The sequence below is a fragment of the Clostridium minihomine genome (assembly GCF_900240385.1).
GTDB lineage: Bacteria > Bacillota > Clostridia > Oscillospirales > Acutalibacteraceae > Faecalispora > Faecalispora minihomine.
In genome coordinates this window covers 592,331-615,500 of record NZ_OEQH01000002.1, presented here as the reverse complement: position 1 = coordinate 615,500, position 23,170 = coordinate 592,331, and the positions used below count along the sequence as shown (strand labels likewise).

Below are 23,170 nucleotides of genomic sequence, written 5' to 3'. Positions count from 1 at the left end.
GGAAGGCGAAAACTTTATGAGGCTTCATTTACCGAATTGTCCGCATTGCGGAGAAAAGGTCGGTTTTGCCAAAGCATGGTTTTTAAAACAAGAGGGGGAATATCGCTGCCCCTATTGCGGCGGTTCTTCCAATGTGTTTTTAGACGCTGGTGCACCGTTATTTGGTTCTGTGGCAGTGATTGCATCCGTGATAATCTTTTTGATATTTCGTATCTTTACCGGAAGCATCTCGTTACTGGGGGTTGCTATCATGGCGGTACCCTATTTGCTTTTTTTCCTGATTGCTCCTTTTTTGATTCGACTTCGAAAACCGACACCACGAAAAAGACCACAGCCTCCGCCACAAAGAGGAAATATCCCTCCGTCTCGTTTTACAAATTAGAGCAGGATGGGTTTCATCATATCAGACGACAATAAAAAATTACACTCTGTATTTTTATAGGAGGGTTATACTTGGAGTTCAGCGAAATTACACAAACAGATCAAAATTATGACGAAAATCAAATACAGGTTTTAGAGGGCCTTGAGGCTGTCCGAAAGCGCCCGGGAATGTACATCGGTTCCACAGGCCCCCGGGGCTTGCATCATCTGGTATATGAAATCGTAGACAACGCCATTGATGAAACGCTTGCGGGTTTCTGTGACCGGATTATTGTAAAGCTTTTACCGGGAAATATTATTACAGTAGAAGATAACGGACGAGGAATTCCGGTTGGAATCCAGCATAAAATGGGGATTCCGGCAGTTACGGTTGTATTCACGGTTTTGCATGCCGGCGGAAAATTCGGCGGCGGCGGCTATAAAGTGTCCGGCGGCCTTCACGGTGTGGGTGCTTCGGTTGTTAATGCTTTGTCGGAATGGCTGGAAGTAGAGGTTTCTACTGATGAAGGAGTTTACTCCCAGCGGTTTGAGCGTGGTGTGGCTGTTACCGGTTTGGTTCGCAAGGGTGATGCTTCCAGAACCGGTACTTTGGTTCGTTTTCAGCCGGATAGGGAAATCTTTCAGGAAAGCATTGAATTCGAATATGATATTCTGCAAAACCGCCTGAGAGAACAAGCATTTTTAAACGGTGGCGTTCATATTGATCTGATTGATGAACGCGATCCAGATCATGTTATTGAAAACAGCTATGAATATGAAGGCGGAATCAGAAGCTTTGTAGAGTATCTGAATAAGAAAAAATCTGTAGAAGTTGTCCATCCGGATGTAATCCATTTTTCTGCTGTGGCATCCGACAATAATTCCACTGCAGAAATCGCTATGCAGTATACCGAAAGCTACAACGAACTCATGCTTTCGTTTGCCAATAATATTCATACCACAGACGGCGGTACTCATGAAGATGGATTTAAGCGTGCCTTAACCCGTATCATGAATGATTACGCCAGAAAATATAATATTCTAAAAGAGAATGATAAGAACCTTTCGGGCGATGATGTGCGCGAGGGTTTGACTGTCATTATCAGCGTCAAGCTGAAAGAGGCTCAGTTTGAAGGCCAGACCAAAGCGCGGTTAGGAAATACGGAGATCAGCACTTTGGTTTCTCAGATGATGAGTGATAAGCTGATGACTTATCTGGAAGAAAATCCATCTGTGGCTAAAGCTATTTTTGATAAAGCTTTGGCAGCGGCCCGCGCTCGTGAGGCTGCCCGCAAGGCCAGAGACTTGGTGCGCCGCAAGTCTGCTTTGGAATCTGCCTCTTTGCCGGGCAAATTGGCTGACTGTCAATCACGCAATCCAGAAGAAACCGAAATCTATATTGTTGAGGGTGACTCTGCGGGCGGTTCCGCCAAAGGCGGGCGCGATCGCAGATTCCAGGCAATTCTTCCCCTTTGGGGCAAGATGCTCAACGTTGAAAAGGCACGTCTTGATAAAGTTTACGGAAACGAAAAGTTAATGCCTGTGGTCACTGCTTTGGGCTGTGGCCTTGGTGAAGAATTTGATTTGAACAAGCTTCGTTACGGCAAGATTATTATCATGGCCGATGCTGATGTGGACGGTTCGCATATCCGCACCTTACTGCTAACCTTCTTTTTCCGCTTTATGCGTCCTTTGGTAGAGCAAGGGCATGTCTATTTGGCTCAGCCCCCTTTATATCGTTTGGGCAAAGGAAAGAAATTGGTGTATGCATATACCGATAAAGAACGGGATCGGGTTATGGCGGAAATGGTCACCGGTTATGAAATTCAGCGCTATAAAGGTCTTGGTGAAATGGACGCGGATCAGCTTTGGGAAACCACTATGAATCCGGAAACCCGCACCATGAAGCGTGTAGAGGTAGAGGATGCCGCCGCCGCCGATGAGACGTTTACGATTCTGATGGGCGATAAGGTGGAGCCCCGCCGGCTCTTTATTGAACAAAATGCCAGATATGTTTCAAATCTGGACATTTAAGGCAAATTCTTTTTTTGGATGGAATTAAGCCGCAAAATAATCAGGAGGAAATTATGGACGACTATCGAACGCAGCCAAATCTGGCCGAACAGCCGGAGCTGGAAGAAAGTGCGGAACCTCCGCAAAACAGGGGATCGGTAAAATTAAATTTGGTGGCGGATGAAGATGCCGCCGAATATGAAGAGCAACATATGGGTGTCAGGTTTTCATTTGTCCTGCAAGAGGATGAAGCGTATGAAGCACTGCGCCGGGAGGATGCCCACGGGCCGGTTCGTAAAAAAATGCTTCGCCGGTTGGGGATAATGGGTTCTTTAACGGTCATATTTCTGTTTTTAGGGCTGTTTCTTCCTCAGGGAGAAGGGTATTTAAAAAGCTCTGTACTTTGTGCGACGGTGGCTTTGCTTGTCTGTATTGCTCCCACCATGTCACGAAAAGGTCTTGCAAAACGGGCAATTACCGGGCAGGAAGTTTCTATTGCTGTATATCCGGATGAAGTGGAAATCGGCGAAGGCGACGGAGCTTGGAATATTCCTATGGATGGCACTGCAAAGCTGGATTTGTCTGCAAAAGTCATTGCTCTTTATACCGATGATAAAATCCTGGTAATTCCCCAGCGCTGCATTGAGCCGGCGATTCGGGCAGATGTTCTGGCAATTTTGACAGCAGGAACCAGAAGGCGGTTTTCCTGAGTTCTTATGGGTGTTTTTGGCTGTCAGCTTAGAAAAGGAGGACGGAGCAATGGCGAATCTTTTTCAGGAACAGCAGGGTTTGACTTTTCAGCAGCAGCTGAGTGCAGAAGAATATTCCGATGCCTGTTTGCTGTATGAATACAGCCTTTCTCCCCTGCGCCGGCCTCAGGTTCGATCGGGAATCAGTCTTTGTGCTGCCATATTGTTAGGCTCTTTGGTTCCATGGTATTCCGTGCAGTATGCAACAGTTTATTTTCCTGTAACGGGAATTCTTGTGTTTTTGTCGCTGACCTTATATTTTTGGAGGGAACAGCCCCGCCGCCACCGCCAGAATGTATTGGATCTTTACAAAAGTAACCGAATGCTGGCGCTGCCGTCAGAAATATCGATTTTTCGTGATCATTTTCTTCTGAAAAACAGCTATGAAAGCTGGCAGGAATATTGGACCGATTTTTCTGGTTGTGTAGAAGATTCCGAGTATTATGTGCTGTGGGGTGGAATTTCCCGGTCACTGTTGGTTCTAAAAAAAAGCAGCCTGACATCGCAGCAGGCAGAACAGCTGACGCTTCATTTCAGCAATACTTTTGTAGGTCGTTATCGGTGTGAAATGCACAGGAGATCAAAATGAGTGAATCAAAACAGCAGGGACATCAAGTGATCCTGAGTTTTCTACTGACCAAAGAAGACTATTCCAACGGAAAAATTGCCGCCAGCCGTGCGGCATACCGGCATGGAGAAATTGATTTTTTGCGTTGGTCCGGGTTTTTTCTGGTGCTTTCCGGGTTGGTTCTGCGTGTCTTTTTTGCCCCCAATGCTTACAGCAAAACAGTCTATATGCTGATGGTGCTGCTTGGAACTTTAATTGGGTTTTATATTGACAATTGGCAGCCTCTTCTGGTTCGGTGGCAGGCCCAACGCTTTTATGACAGCCGGGGGGAACGAATTCTGGCACAGACCATCCAATTTTACAATGAGAAAATATCCATTACCACTGACCGTTACCAGGCGGAAATCCCTTTGGAATTTTTGCACCGGGTATATGAGGATGGAAAGGTATTTTTATTATATACAGGACGAGATGAAGTGTGGGTAATTCCCAAACGGGCGTTGCCCCCCTGGGATCTGATGAAGGTTCGGGAGCTTCTGAAAAGGAATGAAAATTATAAGCGGGAAGGTGTCCGATAAATGGATGAAATGCAAACAGACCGGGTAATTAGTGTTGACCTGGAAAAAGAAATGAAACAATCCTTTCTGGATTATTCCATGTCGGTAATTATATCGCGTGCACTTCCGGATGTGCGAGACGGCCTGAAGCCGGTTCACCGAAGGATTTTGTATACGATGTTTGAAAACGGCCTGATGCCGGAAAAAGCGTACCGCAAGTGTGCGGATACGGTCGGTGCGGTTTTGGCGCGGTATCATCCCCATGGTGACGCCTCTGTTTATGACGCACTGGTACGTTTGGCTCAGGATTTTTCCATGCGCTATATGCTGGTAGACGGGCACGGAAACTTTGGTTCGGTAGACGGTGATCCGCCTGCTGCTTACCGTTATACAGAAGCACGTTTGGGCAAGCCCGCAGTGCGGATGCTAACGGATATTGAAAAAGATACGGTTGACTTTCGCCCGAACTATGATGACCGTTTAAAGGAACCTGTGGTTCTTCCGGTTCGTTTTCCAAACTTGTTGATAAACGGCTCCACCGGTATTGCTGTTGGTATGGCCACCAATATTCCCCCTCACAATATGTGCGAGGTTATTGATGGTTTGTGTACTTTAATTGATCATCCGGATGCTACGCTGGAAGAACTGATGGAACACATCAAAGGGCCTGATTTCCCCACAGGGGGCATTATTATGGGCCGCAGCGGAATTCGGGCAGCCTATGGAACCGGACGCGGCCGTGTGATTGTTCGCGCCAGAGCAGAGATTGAGGAAGAAAAGAACGGCCGGTTTAAAATCATCGTTTCTGAACTTCCCTATCAGGTGAATAAAGCAAGGCTGATTGAAAATATCGCCGATTTGGTGAAAGACAAACGTTTGGAAGGAATCAGCAACATTGAAGATCATTCTGACCGGAATGGCATGCATGTGGTCATTGATATCAAGCGTGACGCATCCCCCCAGATTGTTCTGAACCAGCTGTATTCTTATACCCAGATGCAAACCACCTTTGGCGTTATTATGATAGCCATTGTAGACGGCGAACCGAAAACGTTGACTCTGAAAGAAATTTTAGAGGAATATATTCAGTTTCAAGAAAATGTTATTATTCGGCGTACCGAGTTTGAATTGAAAAAAGCTCAGGATAGAGCTCATATTCTGCGTGGATTGCAAATTGCTTTGGATCATATTGACGAGGTTATTTCCATTATTCGCAGTTCCAAGTCCATTCCCGAAGCAAAAGAACGGCTGATGGCACGCTTTGGACTGGATGAGATTCAGTCTCAGGCCATTGTTCAGATGCCTTTGGGCCGCTTGACCGGATTGGAGCGTCAAAAGCTGGAAGACGAGCTGCAGGCACTTCTGGCGAAAATCGCCGATTTGGAAGACATCTTAATCAATGAGCCCCGCCGTCTCTCCATCATCAAGGAAGAAGCTTTGGCTGTGAAAGCCGAGTTTGGAGACGAACGCCGCACAGAAATTGCGACAGTGAGCGGAGAAGTGGATATTGAAGATTTGATTCCCCGTGAAGAATGTGTTCTGACGATGACCAACTTTGGTTATGTAAAGCGTCAGAAAGTAGACACCTATCACATTCAGCGGCGTGGTGGACGTGGCATTGCCGGCATGACCCGCCGGGAAGAAGACGTCGCCACAGAAATGTTTGTCATCAACAGCCACGACTATGTGCTGTTCTTCTCTAATTTGGGCCGTGTGTACCGCCTGAAGTGTTACGAGGTTCCGGAGGGTTCTCGTACCAGCAAGGGGATTAATATTGCAAACCTTCTGCCTTTGGCCGCAGGGGAAAGCATTACTTCTATGGTGCGTGTATCGGAATTTGATGAAGAAAGCTATTTGGTTATGGTGACACGCAACGGAATTGTGAAAAGAACTGTTCTCAGTGCTTATAATACGGCTCGTAAAGGCGGCGTGATTGCCATTGATCTGGATGAGGGCGATTCGCTGTCCTGGGTGCGCCGTACTGACGGGAACCGGGAACTTCTGGTTGCGACCAAAAAAGGTATGGCAATTCGCTTTAAAGAAACCGATGTGCGTGCCATGGGCCGAACTGCCCGCGGCGTGAAAGCCATCACCCTGAAAGAAGGGGACTATGTAACCGGGTTATCTACAATTCGGGAAGATGGATTGGTGCTTACGGTTTCTGAAACCGGATATGGAAGACTCTCCCCCATTACCGATTATCGTACTCAGTCCCGCGGCGGTAAGGGCCTTTTGAATTACCATGTCAAAAAGTATGGGGATGTGGCTGCCATTAAGGTGGTTGATTTGGACGATGACGTCATTATTATTTCGTCTGACGGTGTTATCATCCGCATTCATGCTCAGTCGATTCGGGTGTGTGCGCGCCCCAGTAAGGGAGTTCGCGTCATGCGGGTAGACGGAGTCGAAAATTGCGTGGTTACCTTGGCTCGTGCCCCCCATGATGATGAGGAAGAAACCGATGACTCTTTGATTGAGGACGATGGAACCGCTGAAAGCGCTGATGATTTGGTAGAAGATGCTGCCGAAGAAACAGCAGAAGCAATAGCCGATTTAGAAACGACAGAGCTAGAAGAATAATATTTTTAAACTTTTCATACGCCTTATCACAGCTTATTTGTTGTGATAAGGCGTATTGTGCTTTTTTGTTTTATTTATTGATAAAAAACAAGGTATAATTTAAAAGTAAAATTTTTTATTTTTAAATTTTATTCCCTTAACCAGAATATTTTAATCATTTTATTTTAAAAAATGAAGGATATTATAATTTAGATTTCATTCATAGAATATTAATAACTTAACACAATGAAAAACAACCTTATAATTTTAGATATTTTGCGTTACTATTTGAAGTTAAAAGAAGATTAATTGATTATTTACACAAAAAACAAAATATTGTATTGACGTTGCATTTAAAGTGTGGTAATAATATATGCAAGACTTCCTTCGAAATATTTTTTTCCATGCTTCCACCGTCCGTCTGAAGGGTGCCTCCTGAAAGCGCTTTTTTCAGACGGACGGTAACCACACAAATATAGAATGATTGTCCTAATATCAAATAGAGAATAACTTTATAGAAGAGACCGGTTCCCCCCGGTTCCTGAAACAAAAAGATTCAATGCGTTGCAGTTCTGTAACCCATCGGATCTTTTTTGCTTTTTGCATTCTAATTTGCCGCAAGACAAATAAAAATAAAATTACCCATAAAAAGTTATTTTTCATTATTAGGAGGTGTTCTTTTGTACGACCTTGTCATTAAAAACGGAAGTATCGTGAATGGAACGGGTGAAAAACAATATCGGGCAGATGTTTGTGTGCATCAGGGAAAAATTATTGAAATCTGCGACAATTTTACCGGGGATGCAAAACACAAAATCGATGCATTGGGTCAAATTGTGGCGCCGGGTTTTATTGATATTCACACCCATTCGGATGCCTTTCCCCTGATTCAGGAATTTGAGCCTTTGGCAAAGTTGTATCAAGGGGTAACTCTAGAAATTACAGGGAATTGCGGGATTTCTACAGTGCCCAGCCATTCCCGGCGCCGGGAAGAAATCAACCGTTATTATCAGTCCACATTGGGGGTTCCTTTGGGCAGCCTTAAAATCGAGGAAGACTCTATCTCTGATTTAGTAGAAAGGGTTAGGCAAAAGCCCCCTTCCATTCATTACGGCGTTCTGATTGGCCATGGGACGCTGCGTGGAAATGTGATGGGATTTGATCTTAGGGATCCCAATCCGGGCGAAATGGAGCAAATGGAACAGATTCTGGACAGAGAACTTGCCCGGGGAGCCTTTGGAATGTCTTTGGGCCTGATTTATCCGCCCAGCAGTTTTGGCAAGCTGGAAGAAATCGTCTCTTTGGCTCAGGTGATTCAAAAACACGATGGAATTTTATCAGTACATATGAGAAGCGAGGGGCCTAAAATTTTTGAGGCATTGGATGAAATGTTAGAAGTAACCAGACGTTCCGGTGTTCACTTGCAGATTTCTCATTTAAAGCTGATGGGAAAACCCCAATGGGGGCGTGCGGCGGAACTGTTGGCCAAAATGGAAGAGGCGCGAAAAGAAGGGCTGACTATCACCTGTGACCAGTACCCTTATAACGCTACCTCTACCAGTTTGACGGCCCTTTGCCCCAAATGGGCCCACGATGGCGGTACAGAAAGGCTGGTGGAGCGGCTAGAGCAGCCAGAACCGTCTCTTTTGTCTGATATCCAAACGGAAATGAACAACCGGGGCGGTGCTGAGGCGGTAATGATTTTATCCACCATGGACCGAATGCCCCAGGCTCACGGCAAAAATTTAAAGGAACTGGCCGAATTGTTGGTGTGCACTCCGGAAGAAGCCGCGGCTAGGTGTCTGGTGCAAAGCCGGGGTGCAGTGTCCTGTAACTATTTTTGTGTCAGCATGGATGATGTGCTGGAAATTATGAAAGATAAGCGAATTGCGGTGGGCAGTGATGGGATCAATTATCCATATGATAAAACCATCCTAAAAACTGCGGTTCATCCCCGCAATTTTGGGACCTTCCCCCGCTTTTTGCAAACGGTGCGGGAACATCAGCTGATGTCTGTGGAAGATGCGGTTTATAAAATGACAGGGCTTCCTGCCGCAATTTTAGGGCTTTCAGATCGGGGCGTCCTTGCTCCGGGCAAGGTGGCGGATCTTACTATATTTGATGAAAAGACCATAGAGGATCGTTCCACTTATCTGGATTCTATGCGGCAGCCTGCGGGTATTTCCCATGTGATTGTAGAAGGAGTCCCGGCGTTACTAGAAGGAAAAGCAACCGGTTCCCGGTCGGGAAAGATTTTGCTCCATACGGCAAAATCCTTGCGCCAAAACGAACAAATTGCTGTTTTTAACGAAGTGGGTTCAGAATAAGCGGAGCAATCATTTTTACAGAACGAATTATGGCTGTTTTCAATGCCGATATTCCCTTTTTCATTTTTTAGAATACCAGATGTCTGAATGTTCTTTTGATTAAAAAAGCATAAAAAAACCTGCCTTCGCGTTTTTCGCATGGCAGGTTTTTATTGTTTTATTTTGCAGAATAAGTGTAAGTGAATTTAGCATCATGGGTGTACAGATTTTTGTAGATCGCAGCAGCGCGCTCTCTGTAATGTTCCATGGTGTCTCTGGAAATCTGAAGCTGAGCGGTAGAGCCTGCGTTTTGCGCCTTTGTGGCAATTTTCTGCAAGTCTTCCGGTGTGCCGGTTACCCATTTTTCCTGACGGTTTTGATAGGTTTTCTTTTTGGCATCCGGTGCTTTTGCCAAAAGCTTTTTGTATCCGGTGTCCACTTCGGTCTGCCACAGTTTGGTGTACTTCTCATTGACAGCAATCATGTCTGCTGTGGAAGAAGCTTTCTCCATTTCGGCCAGATAGGCCTTATCGATGGGGTTCTTTTCAAACAGCTTGTTAAATTCCTTGTTGCTGGTTACAATATTTTTCAGAGTAGTTGCGCCGTCAGACGGTGTTCCATCTTCACTGGATGCAGAAGCATTGGGTGTAGAAGAAGAAGGGGCCGACAGATTCGGCTCAGAGATAACCGCCGATTCCGGAGCAGATATGGTTGGGGTGGAAGCCAGAGAAGAAGTTTCCTCCACATTTCGATTACATCCAAAAAATACGGAAAAGACCATTATTGAAGCGATCAGCAATGATGCTGTTTTCATTTTTGTCATCACCATAACATCCTTTCTAAAAGTAAATTACGAACTCTTTTCCTTTGGTTCGTAATTAACTTTACCATAACTTCCTTGTGCTTTCAATCACACGTTTCTAACTAAAATCTTACTATAATCTTAAGGCCCGCATCAACATGGGTTCCAATTGCTGATAAATGGGTTCAAACTGCTCAATGGGCAATGGATTTTCCCCCAGGCCGACCTCTATCGTAAAGGCGGGTCTGCGAAGGCAGTCAATAAACCAATCTTTAAATCCACCTCCCACAGCCAGACCTTCCGGTGCGCTGACTTGATAGCCTGACGCATCCGCTAGAATCTGAGCCATTTCCAAAGAGCAGGGCGGCGTGTTTTTGCCAAAATCATAGAAAATAACTTCGCCCTGGCTGTGAAATGCCAGTGCCTGACAAAAACAGTTTTGCCGGCATAATTGGGTCATAGCTGCTGTTTCCGGTTCACTTTCAGGGCAAGGGCCGCCATATCGGGTGGGGCCCGGGCCGGTAATCCCGGACTCGATTTCCAATTGACGCAATTCACACCAGCCAGCGTTAAAATTGTGGTTGATGTCCACTCCTCGGGCGTTTGCCTGCCAGCGCTTTTCCGGGCAATTCAGCTGAATTGCCACGCCGTCAGGATTCACACAGGGAATGATGCAAAGTCCTCTTTTTTTCAGCAGCGGAGCCGGATCTTCTCCGGCTATTTTGGTATTATCCTGCAGTGCCTGACACAGTCTATTGGCAAAGCGCAATAGGATTAATGTGGTAATCCATTCCATCCCATGAAACGCGCCAGCGAATAAAACCCGTTCTTTCACGGCACCCACTGAAAAAGAAAAAATTTGACGGTTACATACGCTGCAACCGATGGATCCGGTAAAAGCGAAGGGAAATTTACCCAGCCGGTGAATTTCCTTTTTTAAATAGTCATAATCCGGCGGCACGGTTGGCCGTTCCATACGTTAGCCCCCTCATTGTTCTGATATGCAAAGTATAAGGGATCCCGCTACAAAAACTTTGTCGCAGGCAGGAGGCTGAGCCATTTGATCCTCTTTTGCAGATGGGTTATAATAATAAAAGTTTTTACAAAAACAAATCTTTCGTCGGGCTGAACCCGCACTTATGCCGCGAAAAGCCGGGTAAAACAAAGTGAATTTGCAAATTTTCAAAAGAATGGATGAATATTTTTTAGTGTTTTGCCATCACCTCACTTTGATTTCGGTTTTTAGGGCAAAGCCCTTTTCTTTGCTTGTGTATTTTTGGGGCGCTGGACTGCCGATGGATTTATCATCAGAATATGAAAATGGGCTTTGCTCATGGAAGGGGACTTTCCAATGAAGCTTTCAGAAAAGACTTTGCATCAGGAATACCGCTATCAGGGGAAAATAGTGAACCTGCGGGTGGATCAGGCACTTTTAGAAAACGGTGCCACGGCGCTTCGAGAAGTGGTCGAACACCCCGGCGGAGTTTGCATCGGTGCTTTAACAGAGAAGAACGAGCTTTTATTTGTCCGGCAGTTTCGCTACCCTTATGGGCATGTGGTGACCGAACTTCCGGCCGGTAAGCTGGAACGCGGCGAGGATCCTTTGGAAGCGGGCAAACGCGAGCTGTTGGAAGAGACCGGTGCTGTGGGAGAGGATTACCAGTTTCTGGGGGATTTATACCCGTCGCCGGGATACTGTGATGAAATTATCCGTCTGTATGCCTGCCGCCTGAAAACGCAGGGAGAAAACAGTCCGGATGAAGATGAATTTTTAGAAGTTCAGCGCATTCCGCTGGAACAAGCGGTAAATATGGTTTTAGAGAATCAACTTCCCGATGCCAAAACGCAAACATTGGTTTTAAAGATCGATCATCTTGTTCGACAGAAAAAATTATAATTTTAAAAATGGCTTTCCACGGTTTCAACAGCCCTTGTGGAAAATTTCTCAGGATTTTTAAAATCCACGGAATCGGGAATACTGAAATCAGAGGTGTTGATTCCAAGGGAAAGGGAAGCCGTGAATGAAAAAGGGAAAAAAATATTCAACTCGGGTCTATCGCCGCTTGATTCTTGCAGCGGTCTGTCTTTTGGCCGGCGTAATTGGCTGTACGGCCTCGGCACAGAAGAAAATCATTGAGGTGCCATACCTAAGCCAAGAAAAAAAAGCTGCCACTGGGTGCGAGCTGGTGAGCGCAACCATGCTGCTTCAGTATCATGGAAAAAAAGTAACTGTGGAAGAAATGATTCAGGCCGTTCCGAAATCAGATTTAGAGGAAACCGAAAAAGGGTTGGTGGGTGTTCATCCGGCCAGCGCGTTTATTGGCGATCCTCATTCTGACACGGGTTTTGGCTGTTATGCGCCTGTGGTTGTGGACACGATCAATCAGTTTTTACCGCAAGAAGAGAAAAAGGCAGTGGATTTAACTGGGAAAGAAATGCAAACACTGATTTCGGATTTTATCGATCGAGATCGCCCGGTGCTGTTGTGGGCAACGATGAACATGACAGAGCCGAAGCCGGGGGACAGCTGGACATTAAAGGATACCGGAAAAAAGTTTCAATGGATTGCAGGCGAGCACTGTTTGGTATTGGTGGGATACGATAGGTCTTCTTATTACTTTAACGATCCCTATGAAACCAAAGGGGTGGTATCGTACCCGAAAAAACTGGTGGAACGCAGGTATCAGGCATTGGGCCGTCAGGCAGTGGCAATTCTGGAGTCGTCTGGGGCATCTATCCCATAATGCATTGAAGCTTTCGTTTTCTATTTGGCAATGAAAAAATGACAAGAAAATAAAAAAACCAGAAGGACGGAATTTTCCGTCCTTCTGGTTTTTAAAGAAAAGCATTTATTTCGCATTTGCCAATGCTTCTTCCGCTTTTTCAAGGGTAGAAACAAAAAAGATATCATTTCCATTGTTGCACTCATAAATAAAATCGTGCAGCGGCTTGCTGGTATAGTGAGAAAAATCGCCATAGATAGCCAGCTTTGTGTGGTAATTAATAAACTTTTGCAAAACCTCTCCTGCCAAGCCGGTGCTTAAACGAAAGAAGTCCTCAATAATGGCTTCTTTTTTCACGGCAACCCGATTACATCCGGATTCATATTGCACTGTCATGATAAAATCCAGTGCAGACGGTAAGTCCGTTATCATCAGTTCTGCTGTTTCGGCAATGACAATCTGCTGTCCGTTTTTTCTTTTATTATCAGTTCCATATGGGCACCTTCCATTTTAAAAATAAGATGTGCAGCATAAAAAAGCAATCTTTTCGCCCCATGAATGCCCGATTTTTTGGAACGTAACGGACGCGGTGGGTTTTCGATTACTCCTCCAGCTGATTCATCACCAAACCGGTGATAAGCTTCGGATAGAAATAAGTGGATTTTTGTGGCATTTTTTCACCGGCAGCAGCGATATCACGAATTTCTTCCACCCGGGTGGGGTTCAGAAGAAAAGCACACTGAGATTCCCCGGACTCAACCGAGGAAATGGCCTCAGGCAAAGAGCGGGTATAGGTCAGGTTAATTTGCTGGGCCATGTTTTCTTTATCAATGCCCAAAAACCGCTCCAGAATCAGGCTGTGCAGGACTGTGACGTCCAGACCCTGAGAGGCAGCACTTTTTTCGGGTAAAAGTTCCTGCATGATGGCAATATCTTTGAGTACCAACAGGGTAAAGGTTTCTCCCCCATTGTAAAAACCAAAGGCTTTTTTGCCTTGGGAATAGTATTCCGAAAGTTTTTCTTCTATTTCTTCTTTGTGTTCCATGGGAAGAATATCAAATTGCTCTTTGCAGCGTTCCAGCAGCGCAGCAGCATCAAAACCGTCTAAATTTCGAATCAAACGGTGGGTTGGGAATACCACCAACCCCGGGTGCTGCATATCTACCAGCATCATCATCACATAATCCTGAGCATCGCCCGGCTGGCTAATTCCGTTTTCCCGGCAGTGATTGCGGTAATTGAGTGCGGTTTCATACCGGTGATGGCCATCGGCAATGTATAGGCGGCGGTTAGCGAAATCCTCTTCTATGGTACGGATTACCACCGGGTCATTTACCAGCCACAGGCGGTGTGTCACTGCCCCGTCATTGAACTCATAGCGGGGTGTATCTTGAGAAAGCGCATCGATTCGCGCTAAAGTCTGATGTTCTTCGTCCATATAAAGACAATAGATCTGGCTGAAATCGCAATTGGTTGCCTTCATCAGATTAAAACGGTCGGTTTTGGCCTTGCTCAAAGTCTCTTCATGGGGCAGTACAACTCCGGCAGAGAATTCTTCCAGCTTTACCAGGGAAATAAATCCTTTGAAACGGTGCAGCTGTCCATACGCTTCAAACTCTTCTTCATAAATGTAAATTCCCGGTTCTGTGTCGCGCTGCAAAATTTTGGACGAAAGCCAGTCCGACAAAGTTGCCCCAGCTTGGGCATAAGGCTCTTCTCCCCGGGGGAGTTCCAGCCGGATAATATTATGTTCATTGGTTTTTAGGAATGCCTGGCGTTCCTCTTCACTGATGATGTCATAGGGCGGGCAAACAAGTTGAGAGATTTCACCGGCTTTTTCCGTACAAAAGCGCAGTGCGCGGAATGCTTTGATTTCTGCCACTGGTACCACTCCCGATTTCATTTTAATAAGGTATTGTTCCATTTTAGAGCTTTTGGGAAAGTTCGTCAAGAGTGAAGAAAGAATGGGGCAAAAATACGGATTTTCTTGAAAATCCTTTAAAATTTTAAACTTTGTTTACATATGTTAGTCCCTGCATTGCTATGATAGTTTTATTACAATATTGTCAACAATAAAAATCAGAGCTTTTACGTTGTGCTCTTGATTTTATTTTTATGATAGTATTTTTAAGGAGGGAAAGCAATGATAGAGGTAAAAAACCTGACAAAGCGATATGGATCGAAAACAGCTTTGGATCAGGTTAGCTTTACGGTGGAAGAGGGTACGGTTTTGGGCTTTTTGGGGCCGAACGGAGCCGGAAAATCCACAACAATGAATATCATTACCGGATATCTTTCTGCCAGCAGTGGAGAAGTCACTGTGGGCGGCCAAAATATTTTGGATTATCCCAATGAGGTGAAAAAGAAGATTGGGTATTTACCCGAACAGCCCCCTCTTTATATGGATATGACGGTAAAAGAATACCTGAATTTTATGTATGAGCTGAAAAAAGTGACGTTACCCCGGCAACAGCATATTCAGGAAATTTGTGCATTGGTTCGTTTGGAAGAGGTGTATGGGCGGCTGATTGCGAATCTTTCGAAAGGTTATAAACAGCGTGTGGGGATTGCACAAGCTCTGTTAGGGAACCCCTCTGTTCTGATTTTGGATGAGCCTACGGTGGGTTTGGACCCAAAGCAGATCATCGAAATACGAAACCTGATTAAAAATCTGAGCCGCAGCCATACGGTAATTTTAAGTTCTCACATCCTGCCGGAAGTTCAGGCGGTTTGTGACAGGGTGCTGGTCATTCATCAGGGTAAAATTGTAGCAGACGGCAAGCCGGATACGTTATCTCATCAAATGACCGGAAACCATAAGCTGATTGTTCGGTTAGAAGGAAAGGAAAAAGAACTTCGGCAGGGCCTGATGACTTTGCACCAGGTAAAAGAAGTGATCAGTTTGGGCCAAAAAGAGCCGGATGTGTTTGAATTTACGATAGAAGGGGATCAAGGGATGGATCTTCGCCGGGATTTATTTTTTCTTGCTTCCCGCAAAGGATGGCCGATTCTTTCCCTGAAAACCAATGATCTGACTCTGGAAGAAGTGTTCCTGCGCCTGACCAGCGGTTCGCTGGAAGAGGCAGAAGTACAAAAGGAGGAAACGGCATGATAGCGATTTATAAAAGGGAGCTAAAATCTTATTTTGCCTCTCCCATTGGTTATGTTTGTGTGGCGGTTTTATTGGCCTTGTTCGGGTTTTATTACGCTATGGTAATGAATTCCCGTTCTTCTTCCAACATTACTTTTGTTTATGGCACCATGTTTATTTGGTGCATGATGGTGGTGCCGATTTTAACCATGCGTTCGATGAGCGAGGAACAGCGCAATAAGACCGATCAGGCGCTTCTTACCGCACCGGTAGGGGTGACGGGAATTGTCATGGGAAAATTTTTGGCCTGCTTGTCGGTGTTTGCCATTGCGCTTTTGGGCAGCCTTTTGCCGGCGGTTGTCATTTCTTTTGTTTCTGCCATGAAATGGGCCTCTGTGTTAGGAACCGTGTTTGGAGCCTTGCTTTATGGGGCAGCGTTGATTTCTATTGGGGTATTTGTGTCCAGTTTGACCCAAAGCCAAATTATCGCAGCGATCGGAACCTTTGCCGCATCTATATTTCTGCTGATTGTGGATCAGATGTCTGGTTCGGTGAGCAATGCAATCTTGGCCAAAATCATTGGCTGGATTTCCTTTAACACCCGGTATACACCCTTTACTACCGGAGTGTTTCAAATATCGAGTATCGTATTTTTTCTGAGTGTTTCGGCGGTATTTGTTTTTTTAACCGCCCGACGCCTGGAAAGCAAACGCTGGAGCTGAAGGGAGGCTGAAATTCATGAAGGAAGAAAATAAAGTTTCACCGTCGGAAAACTCAGAGGATGTTGTGCACGCAAAAGACATTTCACAACAACCGCCCGAAGAAGGAACTGAAGACTTGCCGCAGCAAGAGGCTACAGAACCAGACGAGACGGCAGTTCCGGAACCGGAACGAGGGGTTTCGCCAGAAGCGGATCAAACCGAAACGGAGGCGCCTCAGGAATCGTCCTATAAAATCAAAAACATTTTACATTCTCAAAAAGTAAAACGGCGCGGAATGTCCACTGTGTTTACCGCAGGATTTTTGGCGATTATTATTTTACTGAATGTAGTGGTTTCAATGCTGGGCGAGCGGTTCCCTTCCATAAATCTGGATTTGACCGCCCAGAAGGTAAATACGCTTTCGGAAGATGTTCTAAAGGCGTTGGATACCATAAAACTGCCCACTACTATTACCATTCTTGGTGCAGAATCGGATGTCAGGGACAACGTGATGTATTCGGAATATGGGTTTCAGTACAGCCAAGTGGCCATTTTGGCGGATAAAATGAAAGAGCGCAACCCGAATATTAAAGTGGAGTATGTGGATTTGGATAAAAACCCCACCTATGCTTCTAGTATTGGAGAACCAAATCTGAATGCGGGCAGTGTGGTGGTCAGCACAGAAAAGCGCAACCGCGTGCTGCAAGCGACCGATTTGTTCAGTCTGCAGACAGACTATACTACCGGACAAACCAACTATTATTCCATGGTGGGAACCGCTTTGGCTTCTGCCATCAGTCAGACCAACAGTGAAAGGCTGCCGGTGATTGCGTTTGCCACCGGGCATGAAGAAATTTATGATACCACGGCACTGCAATCCGTTTTAGGAAATGCTAATTTTGAAATTAAAAGTTTTAATATTCTGACGGATGCTGTTCCGGAAAATGCCCAGATGGTGATGCTGGCTTCTCCAACCAAGGATTATACGGCAGAAGAGCTGGAAAATTTGGACGCTTTCTTAGCTAACAATACAACAGAAACAGATCGTTCTTTGCTGATTACTTTTTATCCCAGTCAAGGGGAATTGCCTAATTTTTCAAACTTTTTGAAGGAATGGGGAATTGAAGTTCCCCGCTCTATCATAGTAGAAACAGACCAAAGCCATATTGCGCAAACAGACCAGTCGTATATTCTCACCAAAACCGGGGTGGATTCCACAGTGGACTTCGGTTCTGGAACCAAGGATTACGGATATGTGGTAATGCCCGCATCCTGCCCTATCAATCTGCTGTTTACGTCTCGGGACGGTGTAACAACCAAGGCCTTGGCAGCTTCTTATGACAGCACTTATCTGGTCGATGCCAGTTCCATCAACGAAAACACGAAAACTCCGTCAACGCAGTCTTATACCACAGTGGCGCTGGCTCAGAAAAATATGGGCAGCTATAAACAGAATGTGATTGTGGCCGGAAGCTCCCCCATGTTTGCCGAAGGCATTATCAACGCATCTGCCTATGGAAATGGCACATATGTAACGGATTTGGTGCGGTATGCCACCGGAGAAACCGATTCTAACACGGGTTTGCCCGTAACTCAGATTCAAATGAACCAGATCGATATTAATCTGTCTCAGGCATCCAGTTTGATTTTGGGGTTTGTATTTACCGTGTTTATTCCCCTTTGTGTCCTGATAGCAGGATTTATTGTGTACCTGAAGAGGAGGCACCTGTAGGATGAAAAACAGTACCAGAAATTTGTTGGCAGTCGTTGCTGTGTTGGTGGTGCTGGGCGGCATATTTGCCGCCTTAAAGCTGACAGAGAAAGAGCCCGAACCCGAGACTTCTTTGCCAGAAGATACCGCTATCAGCCTGTTGTCCAAGCAAATCGAGGATGTGCAGTCTATGAAGGTTACAAACGAAAAGGGCGGTTTTACGATTGTACCAAAGACAGTTGAAATAACCAATTCTTCTGGAGCATCCACTTCACAGACCAGTTATACGGTGCAGGGGCTGGAAGGTTTGCCCCTGTATGAAACCGCAGCAGAGAATGTGGTAAAAGACGGATTTAGTCTGGTGGCATCTAAAAATTTGGGGGATGTGAGCAGCCTTTCGGAATATGGATTGGAAGCCCCCAAAGCAGAAGTACAAGTAAATTTTAAGGATGGCACCAATTTTCACTATATTTTAGGCAATGAAGCGGCCGGGTCTGAGGGGTATTATATGTCGGGGAAAAATTCCGACAATGTTTATGTGGTTTCGGTGGATGAAGGGATTTTTGGCGGAACCAAAGACTTTGTAAAGAAAGAACTTTATACCCTTACAAATCCGTCCAGCGGCGAGGAAACACCTGCGATTTCTAATATTACACTGCACAGCAGTTATTTTGGCGAACAGCTTCAGCTGACGTCGGGACAGGATGGCGTTGTGTATGTTTCTGACGGTAAGCAGAATGTCCGTGTGGACGAGGCTCAGTATTCCTCGCTTGCCACAGCCATATCCACAGTGACGGCGGATCAAGTGGTGGAGATTAACCCCTCGGCAGAGCAGCGCAAGCAGTATGGATTGGATGCACCGGTAATGACGCTTACCTTTACGGCGGGCGGCAATCAGCACACCCTGAAGGCCGGAAAAGAAGAAAACGGCATCCGTTATATTATGGCGGACAATGTTCCGGCGGTATTTGGGCTTAAAGAAGAAACAGCAAAGGTTTGGGCAGGAACAACTCTTTACACGCTGCGAAGCAAATTTGTAGTCATTCCCAATATTGTGGATGTGAGCGGCCTGGACGTTACAACCGGCGGAAACACTTATGTATTTGAAAAACCCCGAACCAAGGATACCCAAAAATCCACTGAGGATAATGAGGTCTATGCTTATACAGTAACCTGCAACGGAAAAGGGCTGACCTATGACCCCAACTTTCAGAAATATTATCAGAATATAGTGGCTGTTCAGCTATTGGAAGAAGCCCATTCCGATTCTGACGGGGTTGCCAATGCTCTAAAGACCGATCCGGTTTATACTGTTCGGTTCCGTTTTTATGATGCCGCCAAGAAGCCGGTAACAGTGCAGTATTATGCGGTGAGCGATCGTCGCTATCTGGCAGTGGTGGACGGCAATGCTCAAGGTTTGGTAACAGAAAAGAATGTGCTGGGCCTGGTGGAGGGCACCAAAACGGTGGCGGCAAACGGATTGGTGCAGTCTACTCTGTAATACCATTCCGGTTTTTATCAAAAAGAAAGATGATATGCAAAGGACGGGCGGGATTATTTATCCCCGCCCGTCCTTTGCAATGACGCTATGACAATCCCAGTATTTTGGTTATAAGCGATTTTTATTGGAGGGTTTTGAATCGTTGAAGTTTTAGAAACGGCCTTATTGCTTTGTGGGAAAAGCATATGTTTTAGGAGGGACAAAGGCGGACTCTTTTTCCGGCCGCCATAAAGCCGGAATGGGATTGCCAAAAAGCTGGAATCACAAGAGGCAGAAGGCAGAACAGTCTTTTGTTGCAATGGAAGAAATCATATTTGTTAAAGTTGCCTTCTTAGCGTTGCCTCTTACTATACATAACAATTGAAACCCCATTTTTGTGACATGGTTTCACAAATTTTTTTAAATAATTTTTTCTTTTTTCTTTTATCTCAAAAAGTTCTTCCTTTAGGATGGAATTCTGTTTTTTAAATAAAAAAAAGCAGTGATTTTGCATACTGAAAATCAAAAAACCTGTGCGATTTGAAACCGCACAGGTTTTTATAACAGGATTCCGCTTTGACCCTTCAGTGAAAAGAGTTAACCCAAAACATCTGGTTTCTCAAAGAAAGAAAGCTTTATTTTAAGTTATGATTCCACTATTTTGGGTTCTGAGCCCCTCATGTCGATGAAACGCTGGTTGTGGCTGCCGCGAAAACGCAAGGTTAAATCCTTTTGCTCCAGCAGGAACAGGCCGTCAATCAGCCAGTCAGTCTGCTCTAGAAGCTGTGTTACACCGGGCGTCTGCATCTGCTGCAATTGCTCGAGGGTATAGCCTGTGTACACGGCAATATCCAGCCGGGGAAACTCCTTGCGGATTTTTTGCGCAAGTTCTGCCAGGTCTTCTGCCTGACAGAAAGGCTCTCCTCCACTGAAAGTTACACCTTTGAGAAGTGGGTTTTCTCGAATTGCCTGTAAAATAGCGGGGATATCTGCCGGGGTGCCGCCCTCAAACGGGTGGGTTTTGGGGTTGTGGCAGCCGGGACAGTGGTGCGGACAGCCCTGAGTAAACAGCACATAGCGAATCCCCGGGCCGTCTACAATGGATTCCGGTTCAATGCCGGACAGCATTAACATAAGCCATTGCTCCTATCAGTGTCCGCAGGTGCAGCCATGTTTGACACGATCGTGTTCCTCTGCTCGTTTGGCGTTATTCCATCGGTCGGTTGTACCCACCAAATAACCGGTAATGCGGCGAATCCGCTCAAACTGAATTCCCTCTTCCTCATGCCGATGGCACTTGGGGCATTCGTTGTCGATAATTCCGTTGTAACCGCAAACCGGATCCCGGTCTACCGGATGATTGACAGAGCCATAGCCGATTCCGGCATCTTTCATGCAGCGGATAACGGATTCAAAAGCTTCGGGATTCTTGCAGGTATCACCGTCCAGCTCTACATAACTGATGTGTCCGGCGTTGGTCAGCTGGTGATAAGGTGCTTCCAGCTGAATCTTTTTATAGGCAGAAATGGGGTAATAAACCGGAATATGGAAGCTGTTGGTGTAATATTCCCGATCGGTAATACCGGGCAGCTCACCAAAGCGTTTTTTATCAATTTTAATAAACCGACCCGAAAGTCCTTCTGCCGGGGTGGCTAAAAGGCTCCAGTTAAGGCCCGTCTTTTGAGACTCGTCATCCATGCGGCGGCGCATATGCCCCACAATTTCAAGTCCAAGTTTTTGCGCTTCTTCGCTTTCACCGTGGTGCTTTCCAATCAGAGAGACCAAAGTTTCTGCCAAGCCGATAAATCCGATGGATAAGGTGCCATGTTTTAAAATTTCAGCAATACTGTCACTGAAATCCAGCTTATCGGAATCAAGCCAAACCCCTTGTCCCATCAGGAAAGGATAGTTATAAACTTTTTTGCCGCACTGAATTTTAAAGCGGTGCATCAGCTGGCGCATGACCAAATCAATTTTGTCATCCAGCAATTCATAGAATTGCTCCAAATTTCCTTCTGCCAGAATTCCCAACCGGGGAAGGTTAATGGAGGTAAAGCTTAAATTGCCGCGGCCGTTGACTACCTGACGCTCGGGATCATATACGTTGCTGATAACCCGGGTGCGGCAGCCCATATAAGCGATTTCTGTTTCAGGATGACCGGACTTATAATATTGTAAATTATAAGGAGCATCGATGAAGCTGAAATTCGGAAACAGGCGTTTGGCGGATACACGGCAGGACAGCTGGAACAAATCATAGTTGGGGTCACACTCGTTGTAGTTAACGCCCTCTTTGACTTTAAAGATCTGAATGGGGAAAATGGCAGTCTCTCCCTCACCAAGACCCCGCTCTGTGGCTAACAGCATATTGCGCATTACCATGCGGCCTTCCGGAGAAATGTCGGTTCCGTAATTGATCGAAGAAAAAGGAACCTGAGCGCCGGCACGGGAATTCATGGTGTTCAAATTGTGAATTAAAGCCTCCATTGCCTGATAGGTGGCTTCATTGGTTTCGCGGGTGGCAATTTCTTTGGCGTAATCGTGAGCTGCTGCCGCAGAAACCCAGCTGATTTCTTGGAACAAATGGCTCCGCTGATGTTCCGGCAGCCATTCGCTGATAATTTCACGATATCTGTCCATATTGCCCAGCGTGACAGGTTCTGTTACAGAAGCTTTGATTTCATCCACTAAAAGGCCGGCGTCTTCCAAGGTCATGTCTTCCTTAATATGCAGATATTGAATCAGAGCCCGGTAATAGCATTTGCGAAAAGTTTTCGCCACGCCCTGTGCCATGGCATAATCAAAATTCGGCACACTTTGCCCGCCATGCATTTCGTTTTGGTTGGCCTGAATGGCAATACAAGCCAGTGCCGCATAGCTTCGGATGTCATTGGGTTCCCGCAAAAAGCCGTGTCCGGTAGAAAAACCGTCTTTAAACAGCTTAATCAAGTCAATCTGGCAGCAGGTTTCGGTCAGAGCATAAAAGTCCATATCATGAATATGAATGTCACCGCTGCGGTGAGCCTCTGCAATATCGGGCGGCAGCACATAAGTATTATAGAAGCACTTGGCACCTTCCGAACCATATTTGAGCATGGTTCCCATGGCGGTGTCGGCATCTATATTGGCGTTTTCGCGTTTTAAGTCTGCTTCTGCTGAGGGCTTAAAGGTCAGATCCTCATAAATTTTCATCAGGTTCTGATCCATTTCACGCAGTTTGGTGTGTTCTGCCCGATAGATAATATATGCTTTCGCCGTTTTGGCATAGCCGGCGGCGATTAATTTCTCTTCTACTTTATCCTGAATTTGTTCCACGGTGGGAATTTCATTGGACGGCAGCGCAGCAATCACAGAGCCGGTCAGACGATCCAGACCCTCATCGCTGATTCTTTCATCGGCAATTTGAATGTTTGCTTTAAAAATTGCGTTGCGGATTTTTACCGCATCAAAAGGCGCGGTAACTCCGTTGCGCTTGATAATCGAAGAAAAGGTTCCGGAATCAACCGGTCTTTTTGCTTTTTTCGACATAGCCATATTTTATTCCCTCTTA

General features: G+C 45.7%; 19 protein-coding genes. 13 read left to right on the top strand and 6 right to left on the bottom strand.

What is annotated here, in order from left to right; genetic code table 11:
- Window positions 1-16 precede the first annotated feature (16 nt).
- The 7 genes from C1A02_RS06825 (at window position 17) to C1A02_RS06795 (ending at window position 9,133) form a co-directional block, all read left to right on the top strand.
- Entirely contained in the window at window positions 17-382 is a 366-nt protein-coding gene (locus C1A02_RS06825) for a hypothetical protein (RefSeq protein WP_101697445.1), read from the top strand.
- 71 nt (window positions 383-453) lie between these two features.
- Entirely contained in the window at window positions 454-2,394 is a 1,941-nt protein-coding gene (gyrB, locus tag C1A02_RS06820) for a DNA topoisomerase (ATP-hydrolyzing) subunit B (RefSeq protein ID WP_101697444.1), read from the top strand.
- Between the two features lie 53 nt (window positions 2,395-2,447).
- A complete protein-coding gene (locus tag C1A02_RS06815) occupies window positions 2,448-3,083 on the top strand; it encodes a hypothetical protein (RefSeq protein ID WP_101697443.1) in 636 nt (211 codons plus the stop codon).
- Window positions 3,084-3,132: 49 nt separating this feature from the next.
- On the top strand, window positions 3,133-3,711 hold the full coding sequence (locus C1A02_RS06810) for a hypothetical protein (protein WP_101697442.1): 579 nt from the start codon (window positions 3,133-3,135) through the stop codon (window positions 3,709-3,711).
- Entirely contained in the window at window positions 3,708-4,268 is a 561-nt protein-coding gene (locus C1A02_RS06805) for a YcxB family protein (RefSeq protein ID WP_101697441.1), read from the top strand. Before C1A02_RS06810 ends, C1A02_RS06805 begins: the two co-directional genes overlap by 4 nt.
- Window positions 4,269-6,827 (top strand): DNA gyrase subunit A, encoded by a 2,559-nt coding sequence (gyrA, locus tag C1A02_RS06800; RefSeq protein WP_101697440.1) that lies wholly within the window; start codon window positions 4,269-4,271, stop codon window positions 6,825-6,827. It begins immediately after the preceding gene.
- 659 nt (window positions 6,828-7,486) lie between these two features.
- Entirely contained in the window at window positions 7,487-9,133 is a 1,647-nt protein-coding gene (locus C1A02_RS06795; RefSeq protein ID WP_101697439.1) for an N-acyl-D-amino-acid deacylase family protein, read from the top strand.
- A gap of 157 nt (window positions 9,134-9,290) precedes the next feature.
- Here the strand turns inward: C1A02_RS06795 and C1A02_RS06790 are convergent, their stop codons facing one another.
- Together C1A02_RS06790 and C1A02_RS06785 are read right to left on the bottom strand one after the other, a co-directional pair.
- The gene (locus C1A02_RS06790; RefSeq protein ID WP_101697438.1) at window positions 9,291-9,935 is read right to left on the bottom strand and encodes a lysozyme inhibitor LprI family protein; all 645 of its coding nucleotides are present in this window, start codon (window positions 9,933-9,935) and stop codon (window positions 9,291-9,293) included.
- A 112-nt stretch (window positions 9,936-10,047) separates the two neighbouring features.
- Window positions 10,048-10,890 carry a M14 family metallopeptidase gene (locus C1A02_RS06785; RefSeq protein WP_101697437.1) on the bottom strand — a complete coding sequence of 281 codons (843 nt, stop codon included), beginning with the start codon at window positions 10,888-10,890 and terminating at the stop codon, window positions 10,048-10,050.
- 375 nt (window positions 10,891-11,265) lie between these two features.
- Here C1A02_RS06785 and C1A02_RS06780 point away from each other — a divergent pair, with 375 nt between their 5' ends.
- Together C1A02_RS06780 and C1A02_RS06775 are read left to right on the top strand one after the other, a co-directional pair.
- Window positions 11,266-11,811, top strand: a complete 546-nt coding sequence (locus C1A02_RS06780; RefSeq protein WP_101697436.1) for an NUDIX hydrolase — start codon at window positions 11,266-11,268, stop codon at window positions 11,809-11,811.
- Between the two features lie 124 nt (window positions 11,812-11,935).
- Window positions 11,936-12,658, top strand: a complete 723-nt coding sequence (locus C1A02_RS06775; protein WP_101697435.1) for a C39 family peptidase — start codon at window positions 11,936-11,938, stop codon at window positions 12,656-12,658.
- Window positions 12,659-12,763: 105 nt separating this feature from the next.
- Here the strand turns inward: C1A02_RS06775 and C1A02_RS06770 are convergent, their stop codons facing one another.
- Together C1A02_RS06770 and C1A02_RS06765 are read right to left on the bottom strand one after the other, a co-directional pair.
- Window positions 12,764-13,096 carry a DUF4180 domain-containing protein gene (locus C1A02_RS06770; protein ID WP_243577946.1) on the bottom strand — a complete coding sequence of 111 codons (333 nt, stop codon included), beginning with the start codon at window positions 13,094-13,096 and terminating at the stop codon, window positions 12,764-12,766.
- A 142-nt stretch (window positions 13,097-13,238) separates the two neighbouring features.
- A complete protein-coding gene (locus C1A02_RS06765) occupies window positions 13,239-14,519 on the bottom strand; it encodes a DUF1015 domain-containing protein (protein WP_101697433.1) in 1,281 nt (426 codons plus the stop codon).
- Window positions 14,520-14,780: 261 nt separating this feature from the next.
- On the opposite strand from C1A02_RS06765, the gene C1A02_RS06760 reads away from it, so the two are divergent.
- The 4 genes from C1A02_RS06760 to C1A02_RS06745 are packed head-to-tail and all read left to right on the top strand — an operon-like array spanning window position 14,781 to window position 19,641.
- On the top strand, window positions 14,781-15,749 hold the full coding sequence (locus tag C1A02_RS06760; RefSeq protein WP_101697432.1) for an ABC transporter ATP-binding protein: 969 nt from the start codon (window positions 14,781-14,783) through the stop codon (window positions 15,747-15,749).
- A complete protein-coding gene (locus tag C1A02_RS06755) occupies window positions 15,746-16,450 on the top strand; it encodes an ABC transporter permease (RefSeq protein ID WP_101697431.1) in 705 nt (234 codons plus the stop codon). Before C1A02_RS06760 ends, C1A02_RS06755 begins: the two co-directional genes overlap by 4 nt.
- Window positions 16,451-16,466: 16 nt before the next feature.
- Window positions 16,467-18,161 carry a motility-associated ABC transporter substrate-binding family protein gene (locus C1A02_RS06750; protein ID WP_101697430.1) on the top strand — a complete coding sequence of 565 codons (1,695 nt, stop codon included), beginning with the start codon at window positions 16,467-16,469 and terminating at the stop codon, window positions 18,159-18,161.
- A 1-nt stretch (window position 18,162) separates the two neighbouring features.
- On the top strand, window positions 18,163-19,641 hold the full coding sequence (locus C1A02_RS06745) for a DUF4340 domain-containing protein (RefSeq protein WP_101697429.1): 1,479 nt from the start codon (window positions 18,163-18,165) through the stop codon (window positions 19,639-19,641).
- Between the two features lie 624 nt (window positions 19,642-20,265).
- On the opposite strand, the gene nrdG is transcribed toward C1A02_RS06745, so the two are convergent.
- Window positions 20,266-20,754, bottom strand: a complete 489-nt coding sequence (gene nrdG / locus C1A02_RS06740; RefSeq protein WP_101697428.1) for an anaerobic ribonucleoside-triphosphate reductase activating protein — start codon at window positions 20,752-20,754, stop codon at window positions 20,266-20,268.
- A 15-nt stretch (window positions 20,755-20,769) separates the two neighbouring features.
- Window positions 20,770-23,154, bottom strand: coding sequence for an anaerobic ribonucleoside triphosphate reductase (locus tag C1A02_RS06735; protein ID WP_101697427.1), 2,385 nt, complete (start codon window positions 23,152-23,154; stop codon window positions 20,770-20,772).
- Window positions 23,155-23,170: the final 16 nt, after the last annotated feature.